The 19,968-nt window shown below is 52.5% G+C and carries 11 protein-coding genes and 1 riboswitch; all 11 genes read right to left on the reverse strand.

All coding sequences use genetic code 11. The features are described 5' to 3' along the window. Positions 1 to 133 precede the first annotated feature (133 nt). Complete coding sequence (locus tag P1X16_RS29945; RefSeq protein ID WP_277236447.1) at positions 134 to 1,744, reverse strand: RagB/SusD family nutrient uptake outer membrane protein; 1,611 nt, start codon at positions 1,742 to 1,744, stop codon at positions 134 to 136. Between the two features lie 24 nt (positions 1,745 to 1,768). Further along, a complete protein-coding gene (locus P1X16_RS29950; RefSeq protein WP_277236448.1) occupies positions 1,769 to 5,176 on the reverse strand; it encodes a TonB-dependent receptor in 3,408 nt (1,135 codons plus the stop codon). A 137-nt stretch (positions 5,177 to 5,313) separates the two neighbouring features. Then, positions 5,314 to 6,342 carry a FecR family protein gene (locus tag P1X16_RS29955; RefSeq protein ID WP_277236449.1) on the reverse strand — a complete coding sequence of 343 codons (1,029 nt, stop codon included), beginning with the start codon at positions 6,340 to 6,342 and terminating at the stop codon, positions 5,314 to 5,316. A 177-nt stretch (positions 6,343 to 6,519) separates the two neighbouring features. Continuing rightward, on the reverse strand, positions 6,520 to 7,116 hold the full coding sequence (locus P1X16_RS29960) for an RNA polymerase sigma-70 factor (RefSeq protein ID WP_277236450.1): 597 nt from the start codon (positions 7,114 to 7,116) through the stop codon (positions 6,520 to 6,522). 211 nt (positions 7,117 to 7,327) lie between these two features. Next, on the reverse strand, positions 7,328 to 7,531 hold the full coding sequence (locus P1X16_RS29965; protein WP_277236451.1) for a hypothetical protein: 204 nt from the start codon (positions 7,529 to 7,531) through the stop codon (positions 7,328 to 7,330). Between the two features lie 221 nt (positions 7,532 to 7,752). Continuing rightward, positions 7,753 to 10,413, reverse strand: coding sequence for a M14 family zinc carboxypeptidase (locus tag P1X16_RS29970; protein ID WP_277236452.1), 2,661 nt, complete (start codon positions 10,411 to 10,413; stop codon positions 7,753 to 7,755). Positions 10,414 to 10,552: 139 nt separating this feature from the next. Then, a complete protein-coding gene (locus P1X16_RS29975) occupies positions 10,553 to 11,908 on the reverse strand; it encodes a RagB/SusD family nutrient uptake outer membrane protein (protein ID WP_277236453.1) in 1,356 nt (451 codons plus the stop codon). Positions 11,909 to 11,920: 12 nt separating this feature from the next. After that, positions 11,921 to 14,947, reverse strand: a complete 3,027-nt coding sequence (locus tag P1X16_RS29980) for a TonB-dependent receptor (RefSeq protein ID WP_277236454.1) — start codon at positions 14,945 to 14,947, stop codon at positions 11,921 to 11,923. A 476-nt stretch (positions 14,948 to 15,423) separates the two neighbouring features. Next, a riboswitch (SAM riboswitch) is annotated at positions 15,424 to 15,515 on the reverse strand. Between the two features lie 169 nt (positions 15,516 to 15,684). After that, on the reverse strand, positions 15,685 to 16,353 hold the full coding sequence (locus tag P1X16_RS29985) for a recombinase family protein (RefSeq protein ID WP_277236455.1): 669 nt from the start codon (positions 16,351 to 16,353) through the stop codon (positions 15,685 to 15,687). Positions 16,354 to 17,614: 1,261 nt separating this feature from the next. Continuing rightward, the gene (locus tag P1X16_RS29990) at positions 17,615 to 17,932 is read right to left on the reverse strand and encodes a hypothetical protein (RefSeq protein ID WP_277236456.1); all 318 of its coding nucleotides are present in this window, start codon (positions 17,930 to 17,932) and stop codon (positions 17,615 to 17,617) included. Between the two features lies 1 nt (position 17,933). Then, positions 17,934 to 18,575, reverse strand: coding sequence for an AAA family ATPase (locus P1X16_RS29995; RefSeq protein ID WP_277236457.1), 642 nt, complete (start codon positions 18,573 to 18,575; stop codon positions 17,934 to 17,936). Positions 18,576 to 19,968: the final 1,393 nt, after the last annotated feature.

A 19,968-nucleotide genomic window follows, 5' to 3' on the forward strand; every position in this document is an offset into this window, starting at 1 on the left:
CAAGTAGAAGACAAGTTGTCTCACTCTCCTTACTAACAGCAAAACGCCCCGCTCTACAGTTAGTAGAACGGGGCGTTGTTATAAAGGCGTTATCCGTAAGTCAGATCAATTGCTGACCACGAAAGCACGCAGCTTAGTAGCCAGGGTTTTGCGGCACCTTCCAGCTTTGCGCATCGTTCAAAGGAATGGGCAGCAAGGGCGTCGGATTCACTGAGGGTTCGCTGGCTACGTGCGAAAGCGCACGGGCCCGCACCTCGGGTGACAGGATGCCCATGTAGCGCCCCGTACGAATCAAATCCCAAAGGCGCAGCGACTCTTCCCCGAACTCCACCCGACGCTCATGCCAGATGGCCGTCAGCAAGGCCTGGCCCGATAGGCTCATATTCAGGTCTGGCAGCGTGCCGGCTGGCGCGTTGGTGGGTTCGTAGGTGAGGGAGCCCAGCGTGGTGCCCGGGGGGCGGGTTGAAACGCGCGCCCGCCGCCGTACCTGATTGACTAAGGTTACAGCTTCGGCAGGTTTGCCGGTCTGGGCAGCGGCTTCAGCCTTCATCAGCAGGATGTCGGCGTAGCGCAGCTTACGGATGTTTTGAGGTCCCGATTCCGGAGCGTTGGGTCTGAGAATAGCCGCCTTTCGGTTGAAATAGCCAGTGGCATTCTGTGTGAGGTCGATACGGTTGAGGATACCTAGCGCGATGTCGTTGTCCTTGATAACTGTGACTTCGCGGCGCGGGTCGTTGGGCTCAAACTCATCAACTAAGCTCTGCGTGGGGTTATTGAACCCGTAGCCAAACGTGTTGCGGTTATTCTGAAAAATATTGCTGGTGGTGCCTACCGAAATAGGGCCGTAACCGTTGTTGTCCGATCCAAACTGAATCTCGAACAACGATTCGCTGCTATTCTCACCGATATCTTGGTGAATGGCGGCGTAGTTGGCCAGCAAGCTGTACTGGTTGGAGTTGATAACGGTGTTGGTTATGTCATACACCTCCTGCCACGTATGGTTGTTGCCATTCACGGTGCCCAGCTGGTACATAATAACGCGGGCCAAGTAGCCGTTGGCAGCGCCTTTAGTAGCACGGCCTAGGTCAGCGGCAGCATAAGCACTTTTCTCAGGTAGCAGCGCCGCGGCATCCTTCAGGTCCTTCTCAATAAAGGCGTAAGTCTGGGCGATGGTGGCACGGGTTGCGTTGGGTGCTTCCGCCGGCGTCAGCGTTTTCTCGAACAGCGGAACGCCCCCGTAAAGCTTCACTAGATTGAAGTAGAAATACGCCCGCAGGAACAGGGCTTCGCCCTTCAGGCGCGATTTGAGAGCATCATCGATGGTACCCGCATCAACGCTATTAATCACCGTGTTGGCTCGCGCAATACCCGTGAAGCTGTGGGTCCAAAGCGAGTTAACGATTGGACTGCTAGACGGCGTGTTCCAGGTTTTGAGTTCGATAAGGGAAGGAAAGTCGCTAGGCGAACTGCCTCCTTTATCAGAATCATCGCTCATCAAGTCGCCAAACATCCATTCGAAGTTCTGGGCCACGTACTGGCCGTTGGGGTCACCCCATTTGGGACCTTGGTCCCAGGCGGCTACGTCGTACACGGCGTTGATGGCCTGCACGGCATTGGTGGCGTCTTTGAAAAGATTGTCCTGGGTGGTGGTACCAAGGGGCTCTTTGTCCAGAAAGCTTTGGCAGCCAGGAGACAGGGCCGTAATCAGTAGTAGGCCGAGCAAAGCGGCGCGAGTGGGTTTCATATAGGTTAGGTGGGAATTTACTAATTAAAACTGCACATTGAAGCCCAAGCGGTAAGTGCGAGCCTGCGGATAGTTACCGTAGTCGACGCCGTACGCAAGGGGGTTGTTGTAAGAGGCCGAGGTGGAAATTTCAGGGTCGTAGCCGGTGTAGTCCGTGATGGTAAACACGTTGTCAACCGAGGCAAACACCCGGGCACCTTTCACCTTCACCTTGCTTAAAAAGGCTTGGGGAAGCGTGTAGCCTAGCTCCATGTTGCGGGCGCGCAAGTAGCTGGCGTCTTCTATATGGCGGCTGCTTAGGCGGTCGTTGCCGTTGGTATCGTTCGACGTGATGCGGGGCTGATTGCTATTGGGGTTGCTAGGTGTCCACCGGTCCATGCGGCTCGCATAGAAGTTGCTCCACACACCCACAAAGTCAGCGGATTTGTTCAGGTGGAAACCCGCACCGTTCACCACTTCGGCGCCTTCCACACCATAAAGCAAGATCTTGAAATCGAAGCCCGAGTAGTTCAGGTTCAGCGAAGCGCCGTAGCTGAAGTCGGGGGTGCCGCTGCCCAAGTAAATGTTATCCGCGGCCGTAATTACGCCGTCGTTATTGGTATCCTGGTAGCGCATGTCGCCGGGTACAGCACCCGGTTGTACCCGCTTCGTTACCCCATCGGGGCCTGTGAAGGTATAGGCGTCAATTTCAGCCTGCGTGTGAAACACGCCCTGGGCCTGCAAGCCGTAGTAATAGGCTATTTCGCGGCCTACACTTGTGAGGGTAGTATTGCCTATTTGCGTGAGCACAGTGCCGGCAACAATGGGGTTGCCACCGCCTAGGCTGGTTACCTTGTTGTTGATTTTGGTGAAGTTAAGGCCAACGTTGTATTGCAGCTTGCCCACCTCATTGCGGTAGTTCAAAGCCAGTTCCAGACCCCGGTTGCGCAGGGAGCCCACGTTGGCGCTAGCAGGAGCCTGACCCAAGTAGTCGGGTACCGGAGACAGCGCAATCATGTCTTGGGTGCGCCGCTCGTAATAGTCGGCCGTGAGGCTCAGCTTGCTGTTAAACAACTCGGCATCGATGCCCACGTCGGTGGTAACGGCTGTTTCCCACTTCAGGTCCGGATTGTTGACCCGAGTGATGGCCAAACCGGGAGCGGGCGCTCCGTTGAATATGTAGATCTGGTTGTTGCTCGCTACGGATGCGTAGCCATAGTTAGGGGCGGCGTTTTGGTTGCCCACTTGGCCGTAGCTGGCGCGTAGTTTCAACACCGACAAGTAATTGACGTCCTTAAGGAAATTCTCATTGGAGATATTCCAGGCAGCGCCTACCGATGGGAACGTGCCCGTGCGCACGGGCCCGAGAAACTTCGAGGTCTGGTCGAAGCGTAACGTACCCGTGAGCAAGTATTTGTCGCGGAAGTTGTAGTTGGCCCGGCCGAAGTACGATAGCAATCCTCCGTCGTACTGCGAACTGCGCACCACGTTGCCGGTGCTGCGCGAGGCCGAAGCATATTGCAAGGTAGCGTCGGCAGGCACGTTGTAGGCTGTAATGGAAATGCCGTTGCCGAAGCCGCGCTGCGCCTCCTGACCTAAAGTAGCCGAGAAGGAGCTATTGTCGGAGAAGGTTTTGTTGTAGTTGGCGTAGTTCGACCACACCCACGAAACGTTTTCGCTGCGTGTTTCGATGAGTGCGCTTTGGGCCCGGTTGTCTACCGGACCGATGTAGTACTGCGGCTGGTATGTTTTGGGGTGGTTGTTGTTGTAATTCACGCCAAATGTAGAGCGGAACGACAATCCTTCGAACAACGAAATGTCAAGGTAGCTGCTGCTAAACAAGTTGTTGTTCTGCGTCTTGTTGTACTTCTGCTCGTCGAGGTAGCGCGGCACGTTCAGCACGTTGCGCGTGATGATGTCTTCGTTGTAGGTTCCGTTGGGGCCGAACGGGTTGAAAACAGGGTTCGATTGCACGGCGTATTGCAGCACCAAGTAGGGCGGCGAGCCGCCCTGACCGTCGCCGGAGCCTGTTTGGTTGCTGTTCGTAAATGTGGCCGCCACGCCCGCCTTGATGCGCTTGGTGAGCACCACGTCGTCGTTGACCCGAATTACGTACTTCTTGAAGCCCGAATTCTTGATAATGCCGTTTTGCTGAAAGTAGCTGCCGCTCACCAAGTAGCGGTTCTGCTCGGTACCGCCCGAAGCCGACAGGCTGTAGTTGGTAATCAAGCCTTTCTGCGTTACCAGATCCTGATAATCAATGCCTTTTGCGTTGGTGGCAATAGCATCTTGCAGCAGCGAGTTGTAACTATCAGGTACTTGTTTCCCAGCGTTGGCGAAGGCCTCTGTTACAAGCGTCGAGTATTCGGCGGCGGTGGTTAGGGGCAGCGTCCGCCGAATTTGCTGGAAGCCGGTATAACCCGTTACGTTGAACTGCGTCTGGCCAGCCTTACCGTGTTTGGTGGTGATGAGCACCACGCCGTTGGCCCCACGTGAGCCATAAATGGCCGTAGCCGACGCGTCCTTGAGAATCTCGGTCGACTCGATGTCGGCAGGCAGCAAAAAGCCGATGTCGCTGGTCTGAACACCGTCTACCACGTAGAGCGGGTCGCTGTTGTTGATGGTGCCTACGCCCCGCACCCGAATGCGAGTGCCTGAACCTGGTTGACCACTGTTGGACGTCACTTCCACGCCGGCTACCCGGCCTTGCAGAGACTGTACGGGGTCGGCAGTAGCTACTTGCGTAAGCTGGGCTCCACTCACGGAAGCAACCGAGCCGGTCAAGTCGCTTTTGCGGGCAGTACCATAACCAATTACCACCACCTCATTCAGTGCCTGCGTGTCCTCGGCGAGTGTAACGGTCAGGTTGGTTGCGGCTCCCGTTACGGGCACTTCCTTACGAGTAAACCCAACAAAACTCACCACCAACACACTGTTTTCTGGCACCTGTAGTGTGAAGCTGCCATCTGGTCCGGTGCTGGTGCCGGTAGTGGTGCCTTTTACCACTACCGTTACGCCCGGCAGCCCAGCACCTTTGCTGTCTACTACTCGACCGCTAACACTTACATCCTGGGAAACGTTTGCATTGGAAACGTTTGCATGTGAGGGCACCTTAAGAACGATGCGGCCGTTAGTAACCTCATAGTCTATTTTAAGGGGTGCCAGCACTTCATCAAGAACCGTTGATAAGCTTTCTTCGGTGGCTTGCACGCTTACTTTGCGCTCTGCTCCTATCAATTGCTGGCTGTACACGAAGCGTACGTTAGCCTGCCGAGCAATTTGCGCCAACGTTTCTTTAATAGTTTGTCCTTGCACTTGAAGCGTGATTTTACGCTCCAGTATGGTCTGAGCCCGTGCTGTAGTTGACCCAGGAACGATGGGTTGCGCGGCCAGAATAGGGTGTACACCAACCAAGCTAGCTGGCAAACCCACTAACGCGCTCTGCAGCAACATAACCTTTAGCCTTGGCCAGGCTGATGGGGAAAAATGTACGGGATGTTTCATAAAAAAGTAAAGGGGTTGGGAATTTGAGTAACAGTGAATATTCTTGAAGCCAGCGAAAGTATCATTAGATAGTAATTGGAAACCAACTACTTACGCAAAGCACTCATTTCACAGCCCGTGCTGTGGAATACAATTTTCTCGTTGGTGAGGGTATAGCGGGCCCCCAAGGATTTGCATAGCAAACCAAGCTTCTCGAACAGCGTTTCGTTGTCGAAAGAAATACTAACTGTGCAGCCCGTTAGCTTGGTTTTGTCATATACTATGTCCACCCCATATGCCTTCTCCAGGGTCGTCAGTACCTCCGTTACGGGCCGTTCCTCAAATTCAAAAGTTTGTGGACGCAAAATCAAAGGTTTGGTAACGAGCTGCTTTTTCAGATGACGACTGTTTGCCGAGTACACTACTTGCTCGTTTGGCAGCAAGAGCACACCGGTAGTAGCAGGCTGGGCTGGCGTGATATCCAATTTGGCGTCTTTGCGGGCCTGTACAGCTACCTTGCCTTCCCGCACTGCAACCGATGCTTCACTGCTACCAGTATAGGCCTTTACCCGGAAGCTCGTACCCAATACAGTGGTTACAACCTGTTTGGTAAATACTAGGAACGGCTGAGCTGGATTCTTGTGGACCTTGAAAAAGGCCTCCCCTTGCAGATGTACCTCACGCCTAGGCCCCGTGAAAGCCGCTTGATACCGCAAGCGGCTACCGGGATGCAGCGTAATAACGCTACTATCAGGCAAAGTGAAGGTTTGGACCTGCTGGGTTTGATTGTAGCGCAGTATCCAGCCTTGATTAGCCGCAACCTGGCTTGCTTCCTGCTGGTTTGGCCACAGATTCAGTGAGAAGAACACCCCGAGTGTTGCTCCTACAACAAGCAAGGCTGCTATCCACTTAAGAGGCGCACTTTGCCAAAAAGACGCTGGATGCCGAATGACGCGCCCCCCGGTAGACGGTAGTACTTCGCTGTGCACGAGGCGCTGCCAAATAGCATCCTCCACTGCTTCCTGATTTTGACTCGAAAGCGTGTGGGCTTCCACCTCATCTAAGCGCGCATACCAACGCTCCACCGAGGCCCGCTCTTCAGCAGTACATTGGTTGTCGAGGTATCGTTGCAGCAAAGTTTGGAATTCGGCCTCCGTCACGGGTAGCGAGAATTAGGGGGTTCTATTTAACAAGTCAACGAACCTGCCGATACCCCTAAACCGAATGGAAGTTTTTTTAAAATAAATTTAACGCTAGTAAATTTTCAGCTAATAATTCTAACACAGAGCGCTGACTATAAAACTATTGCATGCCTAATGCAGCCACAGAAATAAAGGCAAAGCCAACAGTAAATAATCACGCAAATAGGTGCGGAGCAGCTTCAAAGACTTCGTTAGGTGGTATTCTACGCTCTTCTCGGAGAGCTTGACTCGCACTGAAATTTCGGGTACGGTATAATGTTCGAGGCGGCTGAGTTGGAAAATCTCCCTTGATTTCTCTGGCAACTTGCGCATGCTCGCGAGTAGGGCCTCGCTTAGATCATTGAGAGCGAGAGATTTTTCGGTGTCTGTGTCCGTCTCGTTTGCGCTTAACCGACAGTATGATTCGTAGCCCGTCTTTATCTGCTGCGCTTTAATATAGTTTATGATCCGGTAGCGGATTGCCGTAAACAAATAGCTTTCTAAATGCTGAATCTGAATGCTGCTACGGCGAATCCAGAGGTCGGCAAACAAGTCTTGCACTAGCTCCTCGGCTACCTCGCTACTCTTTAGCTTCCGGTACGCTACCGTGAATAGGCGGTAGCAATAGCGCTTATAGATCTCCGTAAAAGCCTGTTCCTGATCTGCTCGCAATGCGTCAAGCAGGGCAGTGTCCGTCCAGGCGGCATAGAGGCAAAAGGAAGAGTTCACAGAACGAAAAAAGCTGAGAAGACAGGATCTGCAACCAATATACAATTTTACGTAAGATTCGTGCTACTCGAACCCACTAAGACGCTTAAAAGCTGCCCCTCATTTTGAAGAGTAACTCAGTCTAGATGAGTTAAAAAACATAATCTCCCAAATTGTTTAATTGGTATCTGCTTCTCAAGCATGATAATCACATGCCGATGCATGCTGGGCTTTAACCAGCAGCCACCAGAATTTCCATGCTCGTTAACTGGCCTTTTTCGAAGGTGTAAACCACTTGCGATCCAGCAGGCCCTAACACCCGCTGCCCATCGGGCTCTACTGTGAGCGTTGCTGCCCCTTGTTCGTTGCCCTGGATTTGATAGTTGAGCTGCAAGGTGGAGCTCAATAAGGCTTGTAAGCTAGCGAAGTCTGTCATGAACTCTTATACGCTATAAATTATCAGAGAGGTTAACTGCCACGCAACGGAACCGGTTCCGGCGGAGCAGGCGAAACGAAGTACACTACTGCTTATCGGCTAGAAAAAAGTATTCCTTGCTGAGCTTCGGAACAAAGCATTCCAAAGAACAGCAAGGAATAAATGAGAGCGTCGGTAGGTTAGTAATGCACTTCGTTTTACTAGCCTGAATACCTAGTTACCTATTCTTCTTCGCCAGTGGGCACGTCGGGGCCGGTAGGCAAGTTGAGTAGGGGGCCAAATAGCAGCGCGTTAGTGAAGAGGCGGTCCGTGCCATGCCAATAGTGCCGGAAATTCGGGTCGTCGGCGAAGAGAATCACGCGGCCGGCCCCGGACTTGCTTACTACTACAGCGGCCGAGTTGCTGATCTGCCGCAGATTATTACGCGACACGTAGCCGCTTACTAGAGGCTCGGCTGCATACTGCGCTACCGTGGCGTAGGGGTTGCGGCTGGGCCGTAGGAAAGTGGTGCCGTTGCGGAATACAAACAGTTGCCGGCTGGTCAGCCCAAAGCCAATGGGATTAGTTGGGTCTACGCTGGCCCGGTAAATGGAGCCGGCAATAGCCCGCGTGCCTTCCTGCTCTTGCTCCACAAAATCAACGCGCTTGGCGAAAGGAAGCTCACTTTTCTTGGGCCGCTGGGTGGCTTTCGGCGTAGGCGGCGTGGCTTCGGCCACAGCTACCGCAAAGGCCGTAGTATCGGCCCAGCCGGCGTTGGCCGGAATCAGCAGCTTCTCCTTCACGATGCCTTGCTTGATAGCCCACTCCGAAGCATTTTTCAGGGTGATAAGCGTACCGCCATCCGCTACCCAGCGCCGAATCTTGTCGACGGCTGCCTTGTCCAAAGTGGCGTAGCTGCCGCCTACCAGCACCAGGGCAGTGTAGCGACCCAATGGGGCGCGACCCACGTTGCTAAGCTCCAAACGGCTTAACGGTACCCCAAGGTGTTGGCTGGCTACAAACCAGGCCTCTCCTACTTCGGCCACGTTGGTGCCCGTGCCCACTAGCAAGGCCGCTTTGGTTTCCGGCACGGTACGCACATTGTTGGAGCCTAAGTCAATACCACCTACGCTAAAGCCAGTGCTTACCCCAGTGAAGGTTACTTGAGCGCGCCGGCTCACCCGGCTCACAATCTGAAATACTGAATCGGCGGGGAGCTTCTGCGTGGCCACCGGTATTACCAGCGACCCGTACCCGAAGTCGACGGGCTTGGTGCTGGTGCCGGCCTTGAATGGCTTGAATGCCGTTTTCACGGTCAGCCCAGCTTGCTGCAGAGCCACCAATGCTTTGGGGGCGTTGTAGTCCGACCAAGGCAGCAAGTAGGCGTAGCTACTAGTGCCGCCATTGACAGTACCGGTCAGGGGCTTGCTAGCAACTACAGGCGCACCCTGCACGAGGCTGGTGTTTTTCTGCTTGGCTAGCGGTAGCCCGTAGGCATGGGCTTGGCTCCAACCGGTTACGTCGTAGAACACGCTGTCGTGAAAGGCGGTTACTTCCTCGAACAAGGAATGTACGATACGGTATTGGGGCTGAGCAGTAGGCACCACATAGGCTTTGCCTTGCTCGAAGGTTTGCTTGTCGAGCGTGACGGTTTTACCTAGCTCGTGCACCCGGATCTTATGCTGGAGCAGCAGTTCTAGAAAACGGTTTGTGAGCGTTGGGTCCTGAGCGCTACCGAACACGTAAGCCTTGGTTGGAAACTTATTGGCGGCCGTCAGAGCCGAGCTAAAAAACTCGCGCTGGTGGCGTAGATACAGCTCTCGTTCTTCCACCGCCCCGCGCACGGTGGCTAGTCCCGTCGCGACGTGGTTGCGGATGGTAACCGGGAATTTCACGACGCCGTTGCTGCCTTCTTGGGCCAGTCCCCGCGAGCTACCTACCTCGAACGTGGCCCCTACCCCACCTTGAAAATCGGGGTATGTGGAGCCATAGATAGGCGAAAGGTTGTCGAATTGTTCTTTGGTCCAATACAAGGCACCGAGCTGATCCAAGGCCTGAGCGTGGTACTTGGCCAAGTGCACGTTCAGCACCTCATAGGTGGCCCGCGGAATCAAGTCGTTTTCCGTGCTCAGGGGCTTAGTGGGCTCGAAGTAGTACGTACTGCTGGTGCCCATTTCGTGAAAGTCGATCATCACGTTGGGGTACCACTCATGAAAAAAGGCCATTCGCGCGCGGCTTTCGGGCTGGGTTAGCGCCAACCAGTCGCGGTTGAGGTCGGTGTAGAAGTGGTTGGTACGACCATTGGGCCAGGCCTCGGTGTGCTCCCGGTCGAGCGGATCCGTTACTGGGGGCCACGACTTGTTTTGGTCGAACCAGTGCGAAGCTCGGTCGCGCCCGTCGGGGTTTTCCAGCGGGTCGATGGTGATAACTGCTTGGTCTAGCCACTGCTTGGTTTCGGGAGCAGTAGAGGCCGTTAGGTAGTAAGCCGTTAGCAAGGCTGCTTCGGAGCTAGAGCTTTCATTGCCGTGCACGCCGTAGTTGAGGCTCACTATTATCGGCAGCTTACCGTAGTCGGGAGCCGGTTGGGATGGGTCCACTAGGGCCTTGCGCTCGGCTTGCAGCTTGGCTAGGTTTTGCTGGTGCTCCACCGACGTAATGGTAGCCACCACTTGGGGCCGCTCCTCGAACGTTTTGCCTAGCACTCGAAAACTTACCTTGTCCGACACCCGATCCAACTCGCGCAAATAAGCCACAATTTGGTCGGAGCGGGTGTAGTGTGAGCCAATGGGGTATCCTAGAAACTGCTCGGGAGTTGGTATGGCCGGGTCAAACGAGCCTGGCGCTGCTTTCGGAAAGTAAAAGCTGCTGGAGGTAGCCGTTTGAGCCGCAACGGGTGCAGCCATGCCTACGCCAAGGGTAAGAAGGGCAACAGAAAAGTATGCTTTTAACATAGCAGTCAGAAGACAATCAAGTGACAAAAACTAGAATCGAATAAGCCTGCCCAACAAAGCGAACAGCCGCCGGGCAGGCTTTACTCGACGCTTAGTAGCCCGGATTTTGCTCTAAATCCGGATCGGCAACCAAGTCGTTGAATGGAATAGGGAACAGCCACCGGCGCTGGTCAGTAACCCCAAGTACCACGCCGGCCCGGCCGGTGCGCACCAGGTTAAACCAGCGGTCGGCTTCGAAGGCAAACTCCACCCGACGCTCGTTTTCGATGGCTAGAAGTAGTGTTTCGGGGGTGGATGCTGTGCTGGCCGGCACGCCGGCGCGGCTGCGCACTGCATTCAGATCAGCTAGTGCTTCCGTGAGTTTGCCTTGCCGCACGCGGGCCTCAGCCCGGATCAAGTATTGTTCGGCCAGGCGCAGCACGTAGCTCGGGTCGTCGCGCTGGGCCGAGCGGCTATACAGGTTGCCGTACGTGACGCTAGCGCCAGCAATAGTGGTGGTAGCCAGCAACGCCGAACGGTTGCCGCCCACTGCAGGGTCGTTGAGAAGCGCAATTGTAGCAGGCACCGGCTGAAAGTTGAACTGCCCCCCTAGCGCACTCGGAAACCAGTTATTCCACATCGTGTTGGCGTCGGCATTGCTGAAGGTCAGTTCCAAGATGGATTCGCGGCTCAGGAAAGGCGCCGTGGATATAGTGCGGTAAGGCGTGACTAAGCTGTAATTGGTGCTGCCAATTACTTGCGTGGCGGCCGCTTCCGCTTCTGCCCATTGCTGGCGGTAGAGGTGCAGGCGGGCACGTAAGGCGCGGGTAGTAGCTTTCACGGCCCGGTTGCGGGTGGTGGCTTCGGGCAACAGCGTTTCAGCTTGAGTTAGATCGGCCAACACCTGGTCGTAGGTCTGGGCAAGAGTGCTACGCCGCAAGCCTTGGCCGTTTTCCTTGGTGCGAGTGGGCGTCAACACCAGCGGCACGCCCCCCCAACCCCGGCCCAAATCGAAGTACACCAAGGCTCGCAGGAAATAGGCTTCACCGAGCAACTGGTTTTTCTCGGCAGCGGGCAGCAGCGGATCTTCAACAGTGGGCAAGGCCGCAATAACGTTGTTGGCTCCGTTGATGGCCTGGTACATCTGCGTCCAGGCTTCCGTAATTAGCACGTTATCGGCGCTGAGCTGGTTTTGGTCGATTTGCAGAAATTGGTTGAGGGTGCCGTTGAAACGTACGTCTTCGCCCGGCAAAAAGCCTAGCACCGGCCAGTTGAGTTGGTAGTACGCCTGCACTCGGTCGTAAACGCCAATTGTGGCCGAACGAGCGCTACCAGCGTCCGTAATGGCGCGGTTATCGGGCAGCTGCTGCACCGGTGTGGGTTCCAGCAGGTCGCTGCACCCTGATAAACTCACCGTAGCGGCAGCTAAGTTGAACGCAAAAAGTAGGCGATATAGGTTCTTTTTCATCTAGAGTAATACTTAGAGTCCGACGGTTAGGCCCACCTGGAAAGTGCGGGGTTGAGGCACCGTGGCCCAGTCAATGTTTTTGCTGTTCTGCACGCCGCTCTGCGAGTTGATTTCGGGGTCTAAACCAGAGTAAGGCGTGATGGTGAACAGGTTAGCAGCCTGCACATACACGCGCAGTGAGTTCAGGTGCGCGCGCTCAACAACTTCTTTGGGCACCGTATAGCCGAGCGTGAGGGTGCGCAAACGCAGGAACGAGCCATCTTCTAAGTACCGGTCGCTTAGGTTCTGTACCACCCCACCGTAGTTGTTGCTGGCTGAATTGGTAGTTAGACGCGGAATATCAGTCTGGTCGCCAGGCTGCTGCCAGCGGTCGAGTTGCTCGCGCAAGTAGCCAATGTTGCTTTGGGTGCCACCGTGCACCAGGAAGAAGCGGTTCATGTTCATGATTTTCGCCCCCTGCTCGAAATTCAGCAGGAACCCAAAGTCAAAGCCCTTATAGCTGACGGTATTGCTGACGCCTCCGAAGTAATCGGGCCAGGCGTTGCCTACCAGCTTGCGGTCGGCCACCGAGAGTTGCCCGTCGCCATTCACGTCCTCATACTCAGCGTCGCCGCTTTCAGGATTGACGCCAGTTTGGTGGTAAAGCCAGAACGAGTACAGCGGCGCGCCTTCTTCCAGCCGGAAAATGTCGCGCGAGCCCGCCGTAATCGGGGCAGCCAGCTTCTGAATCTTGTTCACGTTGCGGGCCAAATTGAAAGTGGTGCTCCACTGTACCGCGCCCTTGGGCAGCCAGTTAGCCGTTAGCTGTGCTTCCACACCCTTATTGCTCACAGCCCCGTAGTTTTCTGATATAAAGAAAAAGCCGGTTTTGCGCGGCACCGGTACGTTCAGTAGCAGCCCCGAGGTGTACTTGTCGTAGTAGTTAAGCTCGAGTTGCAGCCGGTTTTGCAGCACGGCTACGTCCACACCCACGTTCCATTGCCGCGTCGATTCCCAGCTTAAGTTAGGGTTGGCCAGCTGCAAAGGCGCCGTACCCGGCAGATCTAGGTAGTTGGCCCCACCTTGCACCAGCCCCAGCGCCGCGAAGTCGCTGATACCAGCTTGGTTACCGGTCTTACCAACGCTGGCACGCAGCTTCAGCTCTTGGAACACGTTCAGGTCTTTAATGAAATTCTCTTCGCCCAGGCGCCAGCCCACTCCTACCGCCGGGAAGTAGCCCCAGCGTTTGTCACTTCCGAAGCGCGAAGAAGCGTCAGCCCGCAAGCTGACGTCGGCGGTGTAGCGCTGCTTGAAGCTGTAAGTGGCCTTACCGAAAAACGACAGCAGCCCAGCCTCGGAGCGAGACGACGTACCCGTTTGGGTGGCAGCCGAAGCAATGCTGGTGAGGTCGTTGCTTGGGAATTGCTGCCCAAACAACGAGGTGCGTTGGAACGTGTTTTTCTGTATGGTATTCCCCACCAACGCCTGCAAAGAGTGGTCAGCACCGAAGTCGACGTTGTAGTTCAGCGTTTGCTCGTTGAGCAGCGTGATGTCGCGCGAGAGGTAGGAAGTAGCCGTGCCACGCGGCTGACCGGCCAAGATCAACGTGTTGTTGAAGTTGTTTTCGTACATCTCGTTGAAGTCGATGCTCCAACTGCTGCGCAACGTCAGGTTTTTCAGGAAGCGGTACTCCCCGTACACGTTTGAAATGCCGCGGGTGCCTACTGCGTCGTTATTGAGGTTATCAATTAGGGCCTGATGGTTGTCGAACGAGCCATACTTAGCATACGAGCCGTCGGGGTTGTATACCGGTAGGTTGGTGCGCGGAAACAGAGCCGAATTGATGACCCCCACCGGATTGTTGTCGTTGCTGCTCACGTTGCGGTGGGTGCGGGTCAGGGCCGTACTGGTACCGATGCGCAACTTGTCATTCACCGAGTTGTCGAGGTTCACGCGCAAGCTAAACCGGTCGAAGTCGGTAGGCCGGGCAATGGCTTCCTGCTTGAAATAGCCCGCCCCGATGTAGAATTGGGTTTTCTCGGAGCCGCCAGCTGCCGATAGCTCGTAGCTCTGGGTCTGGGCCGTACGAAACACGTCGCTCAATCGGTCGTAGGTTTGCTGCTCTTCCGGCAGCCCCCGCCCACCAGAGGCTACCGAACGGTAGGGCAATAGAGCGGGGTTGCCGCCATCGTTGAGAAATCGCTCGTTTTCCAGCGTCGCCAGCTCTGGCCCGGTCACCAACTTGTATTCTTTCGGTGCTTTCGAAAGGGCCTGATAGGTGTTGAACGTGATACGGGTTTTGTCGCCGGCTTTGCCGCGCTTGGTGCGAATAAGTACCACGCCGTTGGCCCCGCGCGAGCCGTAAATAGCGGTGGCGTTGGCGTCTTTCAGTACCTCGATGCTCTCGATGTCCTGCGGGTTCAGATCGGCAAGTGGATTGGAAGCTACCTGGTTGCCGAGGCCGGTGGCAATCAAGTTGGTGTTGTTGATAAACACGCCGTCCACCACGTAAAGCGGGTCGTTGCTGGCGTTAACGGAGTTGCTGCCCCGAATCCGGATAAACACGCCCCCACCCGGCACGCCCGAGTTAGCCGACACTTGCACACCGGGTGCTTTGCCCTGCAAGAGCTGATCGGGGCTGGCCGCCGGAATATCACGTAGTTCGTCGCCCTTCACCGAGCTAATAGCACTGGTCAAGGTTTTGCGGTTCTGCTCGCTGTAGCCCGTCACCACCACCTCCGACAATTGCTTGACATCAGATTTTAGCGCAATCCGCACTGTGCCCGAAGTCACCGTTACGCTCTGACCTACATAGCCGACTGCACTTACTACCAGCGTGTTGCTGCCGGCTGGCAAACTCAGCGAAAACTGGCCATTCGGGTCTGTAGAAGCGCCCACTGTCGTGCCTTTCACGACCACCGTTACGCCCGGTAATGGGCTGCGGTCTGCAGCATCGACGATAGTGCCGGTTACCGTTTGCGTAGGAGCCGTTTGGGCAAAGCCTGTGGAGGCAAAGCTCACCAAAGCTATAGGCACTGCCCCAAGGGTAGATATTTTCATATAAAAGAGAAGAGTAGTGACAAGTGGAAGGTGCTTTGCTCGCCGTCATCCAGCGGCGCGCTTTCCTGGTTCAATCAGGCTGATTTAGCTGCGTGGCAAGGCCGCATACAGGCGTATTACATGAGCCAGGCTTGCGCGCCAGTTAACTGTATCTGTCAGAATCACTGACCGATACGCTACCAAGAAAGAAGCACATGAATGCATGCGGCCCCTGCATCTGCCCGCGGTTAGAATAAGCAGGCCAGCGTGGTAAGGGCACAATGAGGCCCTAGTGCGACGTAACGGATGGGCGCGCTACTGCTTTCCGTTACCAGAGCAAACAAGAAGGAATAAAGGGAGTACCCGGTCCTTAGCAGCTCATGCTCATCATCTGCATACAGACGCTGAGACGCGTAAAGCCACAACAACCATGCTGTAAGGCAGCGCGGGTGACAGATGGGACGGCAAAGCTGGTGAAGGTGCTCACGGCGTTGTTGTTTTTATATGGTCAGGACTTGGCACCGTTCCGGATGTTCCGGGGGTTGTCGGCGGTTCATAGAGCCTGTCTCTCCGCGCCTCTGTATAAAAACAATCCTTTACTTTATTGGAAAGAATTGATGTTGCAAATGTAGGTGAGCCTTTTTCAGAAATGCAAATTTATTTTCTTTCTACCTAGGCAGTTATTTATTGCAGCTACCTTCTTGTGTGCGCCATTACATAATTCTGGCGTCGTATATCGCTAATCAATGCTGATTATGCTACGAGCCTGTTGTATGCCGCTGGAGCAGGCGCCGTACAGCCGTCGGATCAAAGTGCTTACCCCGACGTGTGCGATAGTCACCGTGGTTGAGTTCATCGGCTATCTGTTGTAGCAGATACCCTTGTTCGCGCAGAAGCACCGCTAGCCGCATGGCTTGGCGATTTTCCTTGTTGTCGCGCGCATTTTGTGCGCGCACCGTCTGTCCTTTGCGAATGGCTGAAGTTGTTAAATTAGTTGGCGTCCCAAGTTGTACCCCGCGCTGCTTTAGGGCATGCAGTGCATCCTTGGTTCGTTTGCTAATAAGCTCCCGTTCGTGTTGAGCCAGCACAGCAAAAATTCCTACAGTGAGCGTATTCGCGTCGGGCATATCGCAGCACACAAAATCCACCCCACTGTCGCGCAAAGCAAAAATAAACCCTGCATTACGACTGAGCCGGTCTAGTTTAGCAATCAGCAAGGTAGCCCCAGCTTGGCGAGCACAGGCAATGGCAGCTTGCAATTGTGGCCGCTCATTCCTCTTGCCGCTTTCCACTTCCGTAAAATTCGCCAGCAATTGATGCGTGTCACGCAAGTACTGCGCCACTGCGTACTGCTGGGCTTCCAACCCCAAGCCCGAACTACCCTGCTTGGCTGTGCTGACCCGATAATAAGCAACGTATTGTTTCACGAAAGCAAACTACACGGCCTTTTGTCATTTTACAAACGACCGTTTATAAAATGACAAAAACGTCATTCAGTAAAGAAAGTAGAATCGAGTTGCTTCTCACAAACTAGGTATAAAAGTAATAGCAGTAACAAATCAAGTACATTTTAGCATAAATCTGATAAGCACAGATATACTAAAATATACCGTGTGAGACAAACAACCTCTTGAGGGAATAAGCAAGATATTTTGTACTATATAAGTACAAGACTAACTGATATACCTGTCTTCTGTTAATTTCTAATCCTCTACTCGATAGAGTGACGCCTTTTACAAGCGAGTGGTATGTGAGTTAGGATAAATTGGCAGCTAATATTTATATAACTATTCCAAGCAAGTTTATTTGCTGATGATCTCAGAGAAAGGGACAGGCTATGTTAGACCAATAGCAGAATGCTAAAGGATTGACAAGCTCGTATTAGGCGCATAGCTAGATGCTTATAAAGAAAACAGCGGGAACAAAAAGCACGCAACAAGAAAGTAGGCTGATGGAAACCTGCGTCTTACCCCGACCGTATGGAAGGCCTCATTCTGCCCCCATGAACCAGAGTATCTCCACCCGTCTTCAGCAACTGCGCGCAGAGCTGGAGGCGAGCTATGAATCAAGCAACGGCTTATCTGTTCTCTACGCTATCCGGCGTGAGTTATTGCGTTACTATCAGCAATTGCCACCTACTCAGCTCGCCTCTTATCCACCACCGCAACGCCATCAGTTCGTCCAGATTCAACAGGAACTGAACACTCCCCCGCCTTTCCCATCGCCGAGTGCTAGTGCACAATACACTTCTACCGAGCGTGCACTTGGCCTGTTAGAGCGGCTACTCAGTTAAGCAAAGGGATTATCAGCAAAGCAAGCGCGTATCTAATAGAAGGCTCTTAATACAGGAGCCTTCAGGCATAGCGTTAATCATCACCAGCTATTAGCCCCATTTAAGGTAACGCACAGTCGTCATGCTCAGCTGAGTATTGGAAAAACTGCGTGCATGCTAAACAGCATATTTCCATCGGGATACTGCATTTATATATTTAGCAACTATGTCACTGCATGGCTAATGCCTATAAATCAATATTGTTATTATCAGCAATATATCTATCTTATATAAACCTAGAATTACACCTGCTTTCACACTAAATTATTAGTGTGAAAGCAGGTGTAATTCTAGGTTTGCAAGTTCAGTTTAGCATTTATCTACAACGCATAGATTACACCTAAATACAGGTGTAGTTATGAACCTGTTTTATACTTCTTTTGCTCACGCACAATCTTCTCATTTATTGCTTCTAAAAGCCAATCCTGCGTAGAGATACCTAGCTTAGGGCTGGTTGGTTTGCGGGGACGCTTAGCTCGCAACTCATCAATCATCTTTAAAGTCGCAGATGTGAGCTTGATGTTGAAGTTCTTAATCGTTACCGACTCTGCCTCGGTTGACAGTTGAGAACTTCCTCTATTAATTACTGCCTCTATCTTTTTTTCATCAGGCGCAGGCGAAGCTGGAACAGCAACTGCTGGAGACTTGCGAACAGGGGGTTTGGATATAGCCATGTTACTTGGTGATATGACGAAATAAAACATCTAGTTCAGCAACTGCCTTCTCGTCCACTGGCGAGTATTCAAATACAGACAAGCCTTTGCTTGCCGCTGTGGCAAATGCCTTGCGGTTGACCACCGGAAAATCTACAAAGTTCAGCTCTTCGTTTTCTCTTAATACCTCCATGGCTTCTGCATTGTCGATACCTCGCGTGTCGGCCTTGTTTAAAAAGGAGTAGGTCTGTAAAGGCACTGTCCGCACATCTTGCACTTCGGCCAGCAACGCTAAGACTTTTGATAATGTCCAGATTTCGTATGAGCGAGGTGCGAAGGGCAACAAGTACAAATCGGAAACAAACAAAGCCGCTCGCTGGCTCGATGTATCACGTCCTCCAGTGTCGATGATGATGTGACTGTACTTAGGTTTAAGTAGCTCCACTTGCCGCCGTACTAACGAGCCTGTAAGCTGCACCAGCGTATACCCAAGGTCCCCGGCCCGAGTCTCCCCTCTCCACGCTGTAAAGTCAGATGAGCTCTCTTGTTCGTCCGCATCTACCAAGAGGACATCGTGCCCTTGGCGAGAGAGCCATACTGCAAGATTGGTAGATATGGTGGACTTGCCGGTCCCCCCTTTGATCCCTCCTACCGTTATTATCATGTATTTAGGCTTGTGTTTAAGGTGTGAAAAAGGGTGTAAAATAACATTAAATTAATCTATATATAGGTGCAATATTAGGTTTAGAATCGCACCTTATATTAAACCTTTTAGAGCACGCTAAAGCGTATTAATTATTAGGTGTAAATACTATATCCTTATGGATGCAATTATAGGTGTAATTACACATTATATCAAAGGTTTAATTTAAGGTGTAATACTAAGTGTGGTTATGCACTTAATATTACACCTTGAATCAATTCATTCATTCGCATTAATTCCGTCTATAAGCTATTAAACACACTAAATTCTAGGTGTTGCTGTCAACCTAAATTTGACATAATACAACCTTATATCTGACTAACTCCAACCAATATTTTACACCTAGAAATAAACCTTATTTACAACCTATTTTTTAACCTACAACTAGGTGTAAATTACCACCTATGTTTAGTTATTTCAATGAGTTTAGTTGTGTAAGCAACCCATAAGAAAAGCCACAGATGATGTCAATAATCCTGAAGGAAACATTTGTTGCTATCTAATTCACCGCTGTAAAAGGAGTATTTCACTCTTACAATCGTTCTCTATTTTGCTACTAGTCTCCTTTCGGGTTAACTCAACAAAAAACTTGCTGACCACGATTAAGAACTTGACGGTGACAAGACACAAAGCCAATGAATCCTTGAGGTAAGCAAACCCGCTCTGACTACAGTCATCCAAATTTCCTACTGTGGTCCGTACGAATGAGACTTGCTGCAAAAAGACAGACAACGCATCTACAATTTGTCTTTCAACAGATAGCACAACTATATAACCTAAGAGGATAGGGAAGGAGCGCATTTGAGTGTTAAACTCTACATACTAGTGCGAGTCTATTTCTCTTTTATCACTTGTCTCACCTGCCCTTGTTCATCTGCTTGGCTTACTCCTAACAAGAGAGGAGATTCGCCTGTATCAGGTAATAATAAATTGCACTATTTCTTCCCGCCATTCGTGCTTTTTGTTCCCTCGAATTCTTTAGGCTTTGCCATAATCTTCGTGCTTTTTGTTCCCTCGCTCTTAACTGCCTTGCTTAAAGCCTTCGTGCTTTTTGTTCCCCGCTGCCAAAGAGAGCCATTATGCCTTCGTGCTTTTTGTTCCCTAAACTCGTTTTCGATTTAACTGAGGGGAACAGAAAGCACGAAGGGTGCTCTTAAACGCATTTACTGCGATAGTTCTGACTACAGAATTCCCCTCAGTAACCAAGTACTTTCACTGAAATCAATAAAAAAGCAACCCTTAACCGGTTGTTCTTTTTATTAGTTAACCTATTACTACCTATTATAGGCGCCGTATATCACTGAAAATTAGTTTATTAAGGTGTGTTTTGGGAACAAAAAGCACGAAGGAAGGG

It is taken from the genome of Hymenobacter sp. YC55, from assembly GCF_029433095.1.
Classification (GTDB): Bacteria; Bacteroidota; Bacteroidia; order Cytophagales; family Hymenobacteraceae; genus Hymenobacter.

Bases quoted from the DNA above. Each gene is read 5' to 3' on its own strand.
- P1X16_RS29945 (WP_277236447.1), bottom strand. From the start codon at position 1,744: ATGAAACCCACTCGCGCCGCTTTGCTCGGCCTACTACTGATTACGGCC.
- P1X16_RS29950 (WP_277236448.1), bottom strand. From the start codon at position 5,176: ATGTTGCTGCAGAGCGCGTTAGTGGGTTTGCCAGCTAGCTTGGTTGGT.
- P1X16_RS29965 (WP_277236451.1), bottom strand. From the start codon at position 7,531: ATGACAGACTTCGCTAGCTTACAAGCCTTATTGAGCTCCACCTTGCAG.
- P1X16_RS29970 (WP_277236452.1), bottom strand. From the start codon at position 10,413: ATGGCTGCACCCGTTGCGGCTCAAACGGCTACCTCCAGCAGCTTTTAC.
- P1X16_RS29975 (WP_277236453.1), bottom strand. From the start codon at position 11,908: ATGAAAAAGAACCTATATCGCCTACTTTTTGCGTTCAACTTAGCTGCC.
- P1X16_RS29980 (WP_277236454.1), bottom strand. From the start codon at position 14,947: ATGAAAATATCTACCCTTGGGGCAGTGCCTATAGCTTTGGTGAGCTTT.
- P1X16_RS29990 (WP_277236456.1), bottom strand. From the start codon at position 17,932: ATGGCTATATCCAAACCCCCTGTTCGCAAGTCTCCAGCAGTTGCTGTT.
- P1X16_RS29995 (WP_277236457.1), bottom strand. From the start codon at position 18,575: ATGATAATAACGGTAGGAGGGATCAAAGGGGGGACCGGCAAGTCCACC.